The following is an 11,709-nucleotide window of genomic DNA, read 5'->3' on the forward strand; positions in this document are numbered from 1 at the left end:
CGAACTCAGTGCGAACTCAGTGCGCGTTCAGATAGCGCGCGATAGTCGGATAAACATCGCGCGCGGCGTTCTTGCCGAAGATGCAGTCGATGTGTCCATAGCCCGCAATCAGATGCCGCTCATAAGGTTGCTCGGGAAACGCGTTGACCAACATCTCATAGGTGAGCGCGGTGCTTTGCGGCACATAGGTTTCATTGCAGTCGCCATGAATGAAACCGATCGGAATGCGCATGCCCGCAAGCCCCTTCATGCCGCGCGCGCCGCGCAGATAGACGTCGTCGCCGTCGGCGTCGACGACCTTGCCGGCGCGCACCATCGCGGCCAGATGCTTGAACACGCCGACGTCATGCACGCCGAGCAGTTCCTGCAGATTCGAATGAAGCGTCTCGCTCACCTGCGCGTGCTCGTATAGCAGACCGTACATGAAGGTCGCGCGATGGCAGATCGGGTTGCCGCAACCCTCATCGTGATCGACGGGATAGAGCCGCAGCGCTTCGTCGTAGAGATTGTGCGGCCACCTTTTGTCCCTCGTATAGGCGGTCAGATCGGTCACGCCGAGATGCTGCATGATGTCCGGAATGTGCAGACCCGCCTTGATTCTGGCGAGCGTGCCGGGCACCGGATGCACGGCGACCTGCGAAATCACCGCTGAACGCACGCCTTCGAGTCCCGCCATCAGCGACATGCTCAACGCGAGGCCGCCCATGCAGTGACCGAGCGCCTGGATGCCGCTCACGCCAGTGACCTCGCGAATCTTCGCGACGGCCGCGGGAATATCCTCGAGCGCGACTTTATCGACGTTGGTCGGCACGAGCACGCTCGGCATTTCGATGCTCACGCGCAGATCGACGAGCCACACGTCGTAGTTCGCGGCGCACAGATATTCGACGAGATTTGTGCCGATCAGATCCGTCGAATAAATGCGGCTCGACACGCCGGAGCCGTGAATCAGCAGCACGGGGCGCGCATTCTTGCGTGCAGGGTCGACATAGCGCGTGAGACGCAAGCGCGTACCGTCCGGCGTATCGAAGAAGAACATTTGCGGCGCGGGCGCGCGCAACGCACGCTTCATACGCGGCTCCGCGGCGGGATCGTGATACTGCAAAGGCGCGGCCACGCCGCCGTATTCGCTGAACAGCACGCCCGCGAAGAACTTGCCGAACTTCAGCGTCCATTCGAGACGTGTCTTCAGATCGGGTGCGTTGGTGACTTCGAGCGTGCGTTGCTGCTTGAGGAAATTTTCCGGCGTGATGATGAGCGTCGCGCTGCCAATCGCCGGCGCGTCGGCTTGGGGCGCGGCGAAAATCTGCGCGTATAGCGTGTTCGTTTGCTCCCACAGTTCGAGAGGCGACGTGCGCGTGATGATCTTTTGCCCGCTCAGATAATACGTTTTGCCTTCCGCCGAGTTGAGCGTCATTCGATAATTCATGTTGCGCTCGTCCACGTCCTGCGGGTCGGCCACGAACAGATTGAAGGTGCCGTCCGTGATCGTCATCGGCTGCGAGGAAAGGGCGGGGCAGGTCAGCGTTCCGGCGGTTTTTGCCATGTGATTCGGATCGCTAAGCATCATCGCGAGGTCGTCGGATTCAACCGTCAGCGTGAACGCCATCGGGCTCGCGGCGTCCTTGCTCGCGCCGGTCGGCGTGTAATGGCCGACCATCGTTTCGGTAAAGCGCAAGCCGATCTTTTGCGCGGGCGGTGTGTCGGCGGTGCCTTTCGAATCGTAGTCGATGCTCCAGCCGCGCGACGCCGCAAGCAGCGCGCAATTGCGCTCGGCGAGCGCGGAGATGGTCCACAACGGATTGACGCCGAGCGACATGGGCATGACGGCGCCGTCCATCACGTAGAGGCCGTCATGCACGCCGGTGCCGGTCGTGCCGCTGAAAACGCGGCCCAGGTGATCGACTACGCCGCGCTCCGCATCCTCGCCCATCCCGCAGCCGCCGAGCGGATGCACGGTCACCGTTCGATTGCCGAAGATGTCGTTTGAAATCGGATCGCGCAGGTATTTGCCGCCGAGCGGCGCCGTCGCCTGCTTCAGCGTCTGCTCGACGGTTTCGTAAATCGGCTGCTTGCCGGCGTTTTCCCACGCGATGCGCGGCCGGCCTTTCTCGTTCACGCTGATCTGGCCGCTCTCGTCGTCGTGCGCCATCACGAGATAGCTTTGCGTGTGATTGAGCGCGCCGCGATACGGGCCGTGCAGGAAGCCTTCGACCACGCGCGCGTCGTATTCGAGTTGCTGGTCCACGGTGCGCGGCCCCGAAACATCCACGCCCGCGAGCGGCGCGGCCGCACCGAGCATGCCGACGAGCGCGGCGCCCACGGGTCCGGCGAGCGAGCCTTCCTCGATCACGAAACCGTCCCTGACGTCCGCGGTATTGCGATGATCGATCAGGCCCGTGATGGTCGGCCCGACCGGCGGAATATCGCGGTCCACATGCGCGCCCCAGCCGACGCCGTTGATCGTGTCATTGGTGTTGTACGCGAACGCGAGCACGTCGCCATTGCCGGTGAAGTGCTGACCGAGCATGTCCGACACGCTCAAGCCTTCATTGCGCGAACGCAATAGCAACGCGGTCGAGCCGATCGTTCCCGCCGATACGATCACGATGTCGGCGCTAACGAACAGATCGGGCGCGTCATAACTCTCGCGCCCCAAGCGCACGAGCTGATAGCCGACCTGCCACTTCTGCGTATCGACGTTGCGCACAACCGAATGAACCGCGGCGCCCGTAAAAATCTGCGCGCCGTGAGCGACGGCGTCGGGCAGATAGTTCATGTGCGTCGAGTTCTTCGCGTCGTAGTTGCAGCCGGAGTTGCAGTCGCCGCATCCGGTGCAGGCTTTTTGCGCGACGCCGGCCGCGTTCGTGCGGTCCTCGAAGGTGACGGTTATCGGCGGCGTGCTGAAGCGGTCGCCCATGCCGAGCGCCTCGGCGGATTTGGCGAGCGCGAGCAGCTTCGGCAATTCGCGGAAGCGGCTCGGCACCGGCGCAGGTTGCAACATGTCCCACGCGCGTTGATAACCCTTGTCACGTCCGGTCTGATCGCCGCGCAACGCAGCGGGCCAGCGTGTGTCGTCCCACAGGCGCGAATCGATTTTCAGCGCGACGTTCGCGTTGATCAGCGACGTGCCGCCGAGCCCGCAGCCGACCACCGCGTTGACGTCGTCGTTCACATGCACTTCGAGCAGCGCGAGCGGCGAGCCGATTTGCGCGAGCGGCGTGTTGTACTGGATCTGCTCCGCGCCCTGAAACGGCGTGCGCGGGTATTCGCCGGCCATGAATTCGCGTCCGCGTTCAAGCACGCAGACGCTGCGGCCCGCGCGCGCCATGCGGCTCGCCGCGATCGCACCGCCATAACCGGAACCGATCACGACCACTTCGTAATGCGACTTCATCGCCGTCACGGCGCTCGATAAGCGGTTCATACGCGACCACCTCGTCAGGAATCGGTGCAGGGAAGGGAACCGGGCGTCGGAAGAAAGACGGCGCGCTGCCGCGGCTTTTTTATCGTAGGCGGTGCGCGCCGACAAAAAAAGGCGCATCTGTGCGATGCGCCCAAAGGAGTCCCCTGTGCCTCAGTCATTTCCCCATTACTATTGTTGAGCCCGTTGTTGTTGAGTCCGCTCATGCGGCTTTTTACGTGTTCTTTTTGTGTCGATGCTGCAGCCTGTCATGCGGCCGCTTCATTCATTTCGCTATCGATCGACTCGGCCGCGAGCAGATTCAGCGCCAGCAGAATCGCACTGCGATTGTCGATGTCGATCTCGATCCCGAGCACGTCCGTGAGCCAGCGACCGATCTTCGTATTGGAAAAATCGTCGGCGGTGGCCGTCTTTTTCATGGTGACGCCGAGTTTGACGGCGCGATAGTGATACGAGGGCACCCGATGCGAAGCCGCAACCGCCGACAGTCCGCCTTTGCCTTCCGAGCACCAGCCAAGGCTGCCGGCCAGCACGATCCGTTCGGGCTCGTCGAGACTTTCGATAAAAGCGCGCGCCGCGTGCCGTACCCGTTGTTCGTCGAGCCCGTATTGCAGCAGCACGCTTTGCACGGGGTCTTCCAATGCCTGGGCGTGCAGATCGATTTCCTGCGCCATGCCGTCGGTTTCCATCGACACATTGCGTTGATGCCCCGCGCTGCGCAGGCAGTCGATCAGATAGCGGCGGAAATACGCGCACAGTGCGTAGCCATTGGACGGTGCGCTGTCGGCGCACGCATGCGTTTCGGTGTGGCCGGGCGCGAGGCGCAGAACCTTGGAATAAATGAACTGCGCAACCAGTTCTTCCTTATCTTCGCCGAGTGCCTGCAGTTCCAGCGGATGGTAAGTCCGCAACGCCCGCTTGACGAGTTCGACCATCGACACCATTTCGTCGGCGGACAACTGCGTGCGGCGGCGCCACAGATCGGGCAGGATCGCGTCGTCGAGATTGCGGACGAACTCGTGGCTCGGAACTGCGCCCATGAAAGCCTCCATTAGGGTTAGGCGTGAGTAAGGCGAGAAGCGCGGCGAGCCCGGAATGCAGGCGAAAGGCGGAAGGAAGAATCGTTGCGGCCGCGCCAGGTAGTGAGGCCAGTATGGTCGTCGGCGGCGGCTTCGCCTATATGGATTAAGTGTTAGCTGATGGGTAAACTGCCGGGTAAACCATCCGGCAGCACGCCCCTGATTCGTCTGATAAGAAAGCGGCGGCCGCGCGCCGCTGCATTGCAGTAGAACAGTGCAAGCTCTTGCGCAAACACGCCGCAGCGCGCTCCGTGCAAGCGCCAGGCTCTCGCGCCCCCTCACCGAATTTGCCGTGCCCGACAAGGAGACCGCGCGATGCGGGCTGACCCGATCCAGCGTGCAATCGACGAAGACCTGGTGCGCGTGCTGTACGCGCAAGACCCGATCGCTTTCTTCTCGCACTGGTTTTCGATCGCGGTGCTGGTGGCCATTTACTGGCCCGCGATACCGTCGCCGCCGCTTTTCATCGCCTGCTTCGGCTTCTATGCGGCCGCCAACTGCGCGGGTCTCGCGCTATGGATCTGCAATCGGCGCTATCCGCATCTGCTGTCGCCGCGCGGCTGGATCAACGTGCACGCGGTGCGCGGCGTGCTGCTGTACAGCGCACCGGGCATCGCGATCTGGTTTGCGTTCCAGAGTCCGCAGAGCGACTTGCCGCTGCTGCATACGGTGATGCTCGTCACGCTCGCAGCGGGCGTGTTCATGTCGAACGGCTTCGACCTGCTGAACTTCGCCACGGCGATTCCCTTTCTGCTGTTTCCGTCGATCGTGCTGCATTTCGGCATGCATACGTTCGATCGCACGATTCTTGCCATCGTGCTCGCGTTCTTCTTCTGCGCGATCAACGTGTATGCGCTCAGTTACCGCAAACTGTTCCAGCAGGTCGTGCAGGCGCGCGTCGATCAGCAGTACCTGGCGGAATCGCTGGCGGCGCAAAAGCATGTCGCCGAAGAGGCGAGTCTCGCGAAAACGCGCTTTTTCGCGGCGGCGAGCCATGATTTGCGCCAGCCGTTGCACGCCATCGGGCTGCTGGCGGCGTCGCTCAACGATTCCGCCGCGACGCCCGCGCAGCACGCGAAGACCGCCGAGCACATCGTCCATAACGTCGAGGCGCTGAACCAGTTGTTCAACCAGGTGCTCGATCTCGCGCGGCTCGAAAGCGGCGTCACCCAGGTGATCCGCTTGCATTTCCGGCTGTCGGAACTGTTCGAGCGCGTCGGCAGCCAGTATCGTCCGCAAGCGGCGGCGAAGGGGCTCGCGCTGCGAATCGCGCCGACGTCGATGGTGGTCCACGACGATCCCGTGCTGCTCGAACGCGTGCTGAGCAATCTGCTGTCGAACGCTGTCCGCTATACCGAGGAAGGCGCGATCTGGCTCGGCTTCCGGCGCGCGGGGCGAACCAATGGCGGCTATATCGAAGTGCGCGATTCGGGCATCGGCATTCCGGCGCAGGAGCACGAGCGTATTTTCGAGGAGTTCTATCAGGTCGCAAATCCGCAGCGCGACGCGCGCCAGGGGCACGGCCTCGGCCTGCCGACGGTGAAGCGCCTCGTCGGCATGCTGGGCGGCGAATTGCAGTTGCGCTCGGCACCGGGGCGCGGCTCGGTGTTCCGCTTTCCGGTGCAGGCGGGCGACGCGAGCGGCATCGTCGCAAGTCTGAACGAGGCGGTGACGGGCGGACCGACGGCGCAAGGGCGCCGCGTGTTGTGCATCGACGACGAGCCGTCGATTCTCGAAGGTCTTTCGAGCCTGCTCGGCCGCTGGGGCTGCATCGTGCAGGGCGTACGCGACGAAACCGCCGCATTGGCCGCGCTCGAGGAAGGTTTCGTCCCCGACGCGGTGCTTTGCGATTACCAGTTGGCCAATCACCGCACGGGCGCGCAGGCGCTGACGGCGGTGCGCAGCGAACTGGCGCGCTCGGGCCACGAAGGTGTCGTGATGCTGCTGATTACAGGCGATATGGCGTCGGCGGAACTGGCGGCGCTCGCCGCACAAGGCATTCCGGTGTTGCACAAGCCGGTGGCGGCGGCGCGCTTGCGGCGCACGCTCGACATGCTGTGGCAGCAGGCGGAGATCGATAAAGGACCAACGCCGCCGCCCGCTACAGCGTTCTCCCCGCTTCAAGCCAGCCGTTGATCACGGCGATTGCCGTCGACCGGTTGTGCACGCCGAGCGCCCGGAAGATCACCGACAGATGCACCTTCACCGTGCCTTCGGCCACGCCGAGTTCGCGCGCGATCATCTTGTTGGTCCAGCCGCGATGCACGAGCCGCATGATGTCCTGCTGACGCGGCGACAGGTTTTCCAGCAAGTGCTGCTGATGCGGCTGCAACGGCTGAAGTTGCACGATGGGCTCGGTGAGCGTCGCGGTGCCTGGGTTTTGGCCCGCGGAGGTGCTTGCCACCTGTTGAGGCGAAGCGGCGGCGCGCTCCGCGCATGCCTGCGCCGGTTGCGCATCGCGCGAGCCGAGCAGGCTCAGCGCTTCCATCGGCACATAAGCGCCGCCCGACAGCACGAGTTCGATCGCCTTCAGCATCACGCTCGCGGGCTGCCGCTTCGGCACGAAACCGAGCGCGCCCGCGGCCAGCACCGCGCGCATCTCGTCTGGCGACTCCTCGGCGGAAAGGACGACCACCGGCAGCGCCGGATTCGCCTTCAACAGCATTTCCAGCGACGACGCTCCGCTCATGCCCGGCATATGCAGATCGACGATCGCGAGATCGTGATCCGCGTCGGGCCGCGCGGCGGCGGCGAGGGTTTCCCAGGTATCGGCTTCGTCGAATTGGGCGTCGGCATCCAGCCCGCGCAGCATTCCCTTGACGCCTTGCCGGATCAGTTCATGGTCGTCCGCCACAAGAAACTTCATGATGTCTCCACGAGTCGAGCTTGCGTGTTGTGGACTACCGCTGTTGCCAGGCCCCGTTTTACTTCTATTGTCGTGAATCGCATCATTGCCGGCTACCCCGTGATCTAAGCCGATCGGTTGACGCGGCGGCCTTGCGGCTCGCCGCGCCGGTCATTCTCTGCTTGTGGCATCGCCGGCGCCACGTTTTTTTGTGTGCCCTGTGCGGGCAGGTCTCTCTCGCGCATCGGCCCCGGCTTGCTAGGTAGACGAGCCGCGCGCGCCGTTTTTTAAGCGCCGCCGGGCGGACGCAAAAGCTTATGCGGCATGGATCGAATTGCCCGCGCGCGCACGCGGCGAGCGGCTATTTCACGGCAAACAGCGTCGCATTCATCAGAAGCTTGAACGCGTAACCGAGCGACATCGCCGAGCCCACGCCGAAGCACCAGAGCGCGATGAACCAGAGCCAGCCTGGCAGCCTGCGCGCGGATCTGATCCTAGTGATAGTGATGTTGGTCGCCATGACGCACCTTTCCACGGAAAACCCAGTAACCCATCGTCGTATAGGCGACGATGATCGGCAGAATCACGGCTGCGCCGACCAGCGTGAAGGTCTGGCTCGAGCGCGGCGCGGCGGCTTCCCACAACGTCACGCTCGACGGAATCGCATACGGCCACAGGCTCACCAGCAGCCCGCCGTAACCGAGCAGCACGAGCAGCAGCGCGAGCACGAACGGCATGTTGTCATGCCGCTCGCGCACCGCGCGGCGCATGAAGAACGCGCAGACCGCGACCATGAACGGCACGGGCAGCAGCCGGTAGAACAGGCCGTCGTCGAACCAGCGTTGCGCGATGTTCGCGTCCTGCAGCGGTGTCCACAGGCTCACCATCGCGATGAAGCCGAGCAGCACGACCGTCAGCGGCCACACCATGCGATGCAGGCGGCGCTGCAGATCGCCTTCCGTCTTGGCAACCAGCCAGCAGCAGCCGAGCAGCGCGTAAGTAACGACGAGTCCGAGGCCCGCCAGCAGGCTGAACGGCGTAAGCCAGCCGAAGGCGTCGCCGGCATACGCGCCGTCGATCACCGGAATGCCTTGCAGAAACGCGCCCAGCGCGACGCCCTGGAAAAACGCCGCGCCCGCCGAGCCGCCGATGAACGCGAGATCCCACAGGTGCTTCGTGCGATTCGCCTTCGCGCGAATCTCGAACGACACGCCGCGAAAGATCAGGCACACGAGCATGAAGACGAGCGGCAGATAAAGCGCGGACAGCACGGTCGAATACACCATCGGAAAGACGGCGAAGAGCGCGGCGCCGCCCAGCACCAGCCAGGTTTCGTTGCCGTCCCAGACGGGCGCGACGGTGTTCATCATCAGGTCGCGTTCTTTCTCGTCGGGGAAAAACGGAAACACGATGCCGATGCCGAGATCGAAGCCGTCCAGCACCACATACATGAAAAGACCTAGCGCGATGATCGCGGCCCACACTACGGTTACGTCCATTTTGTGACTCGGCTAAGAGAAGAGATCGGGTTACGCGGCGTCGATCGCCTGATCGGCGGCGGAGAAAGGGCGGCGCGCGGTCTGGTCCGACGTGTGGGCAGGCGCGTCGTGCGGCGTCTGTCCGGGCAGCGCCGGGCCGGAGCGCATCAGCTTGAGCATGTAGTAAATGCCCGTGCCGAACACGAGGAAATACACGACCACGAAGGCCATCAGCGAAATGCCGACCTGCTGCGCGGTGAGCGGCGACACGGCCTGCGACGTGCGCATCACGCCGTACACGACCCACGGCTGACGGCCGACTTCAGTCGTGACCCAGCCGGCCAGCAGCGAGATGAAGCCGCTCGGGCCCATCGCTACCGCGACGCGCTGGAACCACTTCGACTCGAACAGCGTGCCGCGGCGGCGCAGCACCCATGCGCCAATCGACATCGCGATCATCAGCATGCCGAGCCCGGCCATGATGCGAAAGCTCCAGAACACCACCGTCGAATTCGGCCGGTCTTGCGGCGGGAATTCCTTGAGGCCGCGAATTTCGCCGTCCCAGCTATGCGTGAGGATCAGGCTGCCCAGGTGCGGAATCGACACCGCGTAGCGCGTGGTTTCCGCCTGCATGTCGGGGATGCCGAACAGGTTCAGCGCGGTGCCGCCTTTCTCGGTTTCCCACAAACCTTCGATTGCCGCGATCTTCGCCGGCTGATATTCGCGCGTGTTCAAACCATGCTGATCGCCGACGACCGCCTGGATCGGCGTGAGAATCAGCAGCAGCCAGAGCGCCATCGAAAACATTTTCTTGACGGCCGGATCGCGCCGTCCGCGCAGCAAGTGCCACGCGCCGACCGCGGCCACGACGAGCCCGGCGACGATGAACGCCGCGAGCGCCATATGCGCGAGCCGGTACGGGAACGACGGGTTGAAGATGATCTTGAACCAGTCGAGCGGCACGACCTGCCCGTTCACCACCTCGAAGCCTTGCGGTGTCTGCATCCAGCTATTCGACGCGAGAATCCAGAAGGTCGAGATGAGCGTGCCGATCGCGACCATCAGCGTCGCGCCGAAATGCGCGCGCGGGCTCACGCGCTGCCAGCCGAACAGCATGATGCCGAGGAAGCCGGCTTCGAGAAAGAACGCGGTCATGACCTCGTACATCAGCAAAGGTCCGGTGACGGGTCCGGCGAAACTCGAGAAGCCGGACCAGTTGGTGCCGAACTGATAGCTCATCACGACGCCGGAGACGACGCCCATGCCGAAGGCGACGGCGAAGATCTTCGACCAGAAGAGGCACAAGTCCTTGTAGTAGGTCTTGCCGGTTTTGAGCCAGCGCCATTCGAGCACGGCGATGAAACTCGCGAGGCCGATGCTCAGCGCCGGAAAAACGATGTGAAACGAAACGGTGAACGCAAACTGGATGCGGGCGAGGTCGAATGCCGATATTGCGGAGTTCATGATCGTGAAGGCGTGATGCCGCTCGTTGCGGACTACGCGCGTCGACCGGTGTCGGTGCGCACTGCGTTTCGCAGATGGCCGAAGATTAGGCCAACACGGCGAATTATGCTGCGGCGCGACGTGCGTCAAAGAACCGCGTTGTTTTGTGCGGTTTTGCCGTGCGCGCGCGGCAAATGACTGATCTGTATCAGCTTTTTCTTATTGCTTGCGAGGACGCGTTTTCCGCCAGACGGGCGCGAGTGCGGCAATCGACCGCGTCGCAGCAAACGGTGGGCGCGGGAGTTGGGTTGTGTCGAGGGCTGCTTGTTGAGAGCGATGCGGTTTGCGGCGGTGGCCAATGGCGTCGGTGAGTGTGGAATGCGGTGGGTTTGTTTTCAATGTCATACGACATCGCACCATAAATGGAGCCTGCGGCTTGTCGTTCAGTGGCTGAAAGCATCGAAAGGCACGCCGCGACCTCGGGTAAATGCCTAGTTGAAATCCGATTCCGCATCGTTGATAGTACGTTATCGTACAACTAGCCCGCGCACGAGCCGGTGCAGTAAAGGAACCCCTATGAAGAAGATTGCCCTTAGTGGCGCCGGTGGCCAGCTTGGCTCGGTCGTGCGCGCCGCGTTCATTGCGCGCGGCACGCCGCTGCGTTCGGCGGCCGGCTCGAAGCCGCTCACGCCGCTCATCGACGGCGAGGATGTGATGCATGGCGACCTGCGCGATCCTGCGGTCGTCGACCGGCTGCTGGAAGGCGTCGACGTGCTGATCCACTTCGCCGGCACGAGTGTCGAGCGTCCGCTGCCCGAGATCATCGAAAACAATTTGCGCGGTCTCGTCGAGGTGTACGAGGGCGCGCGGCGGCACGGCGTGAAGCGCATCGTATTCGCCAGCTCGAATCACGCGATCGGCATGTATCCGGTGACGGAGCGGCTGAGCCTCGATTGCGAACTGCGTCCCGACGGCTTCTATGGCCTGAGCAAGGTCTGGGGCGAAGCGCTCGCCCGCATGTACTGGGACAAGCACGGCATCGAGAGCGTGTGTGTGCGCATCGGCAGTTGCCTCGAGCGTCCGACCGAGCCGCGCCATCTCAGCACCTGGTTCGGCCACGCGGACCTGATGCATTTCCTCGACCGCTGCATCGAAGCCGACGATCTCGGCTTCATCACCGTGTGGGGCGTGTCGGCCAATACGCGTAGCTGGTGGGACAACAGCGGCGCAGCGCGCCTCGGCTACACGCCGAAGCAGAACGCCGAAGACTACGCCGACGAAATCCTGGCCCGTCCGAATCCGCTCGATGCGCTGGGCCAGCGCTTCCAGGGCGGCGGCTTTGTCGGCATCGATTATTCGCGGCGTGAGGAAGAGGGCGCCGGCACGGGCGCGGGCACCGGCGCGGGCAGCGCTTCGGCGGCGCGGCCGGCCTGAAGCAAG

8 protein-coding genes are annotated in these 11,709 nt (G+C 63.6%); 2 read left to right on the top strand and 6 right to left on the bottom strand.

The annotated features are described in order from the left end of the window. Window positions 1-16: 16 nt before the first annotated feature. Complete coding sequence (locus tag P0D87_RS18420) at window positions 17-3,427, bottom strand: alpha/beta fold hydrolase (protein ID WP_053860236.1); 3,411 nt, start codon at window positions 3,425-3,427, stop codon at window positions 17-19. Window positions 3,428-3,672: 245 nt separating this feature from the next. Further along, a complete protein-coding gene (locus P0D87_RS18425; protein WP_029971779.1) occupies window positions 3,673-4,464 on the bottom strand; it encodes a hypothetical protein in 792 nt (263 codons plus the stop codon). 354 nt (window positions 4,465-4,818) lie between these two features. On the opposite strand from P0D87_RS18425, the gene P0D87_RS18430 reads away from it, so the two are divergent. Next, window positions 4,819-6,639 (top strand): ATP-binding response regulator, encoded by a 1,821-nt coding sequence (locus P0D87_RS18430; RefSeq protein ID WP_053860237.1) that lies wholly within the window; start codon window positions 4,819-4,821, stop codon window positions 6,637-6,639. Here the strand turns inward: P0D87_RS18430 and P0D87_RS18435 are convergent. The 4 genes from P0D87_RS18435 to P0D87_RS18450 form a co-directional block, all read right to left on the bottom strand. Next, a complete protein-coding gene (locus P0D87_RS18435; RefSeq protein ID WP_053860238.1) occupies window positions 6,605-7,369 on the bottom strand; it encodes a response regulator transcription factor in 765 nt (254 codons plus the stop codon). The genes P0D87_RS18430 and P0D87_RS18435 overlap by 35 nt on opposite strands. A 340-nt stretch (window positions 7,370-7,709) precedes the next feature. After that, entirely contained in the window at window positions 7,710-7,868 is a 159-nt protein-coding gene (locus tag P0D87_RS18440) for a hypothetical protein (protein ID WP_006052350.1), read from the bottom strand. Beyond that, window positions 7,843-8,847, bottom strand: coding sequence for a cytochrome d ubiquinol oxidase subunit II (gene cydB, locus P0D87_RS18445; RefSeq protein WP_053860239.1), 1,005 nt, complete (start codon window positions 8,845-8,847; stop codon window positions 7,843-7,845). The genes P0D87_RS18440 and cydB overlap by 26 nt, the downstream gene beginning before the upstream one ends. A 30-nt stretch (window positions 8,848-8,877) precedes the next feature. Next, window positions 8,878-10,290: a cytochrome ubiquinol oxidase subunit I gene (locus P0D87_RS18450; protein ID WP_053860240.1), complete on the bottom strand. Its 1,413-nt coding sequence runs from the start codon at window positions 10,288-10,290 to the stop codon at window positions 8,878-8,880. Between the two features lie 555 nt (window positions 10,291-10,845). On the opposite strand from P0D87_RS18450, the gene P0D87_RS18455 reads away from it, so the two are divergent. Beyond that, a complete protein-coding gene (locus P0D87_RS18455) occupies window positions 10,846-11,703 on the top strand; it encodes an NAD-dependent epimerase/dehydratase family protein (protein ID WP_006052347.1) in 858 nt (285 codons plus the stop codon). Window positions 11,704-11,709 lie beyond the last annotated feature (6 nt).

Origin of the sequence: Paraburkholderia sp. RL17-368-BIF-A (assembly GCF_046054045.1) — a bacterium.
Taxonomy (GTDB): domain Bacteria; phylum Pseudomonadota; class Gammaproteobacteria; order Burkholderiales; family Burkholderiaceae; genus Paraburkholderia; species Paraburkholderia graminis.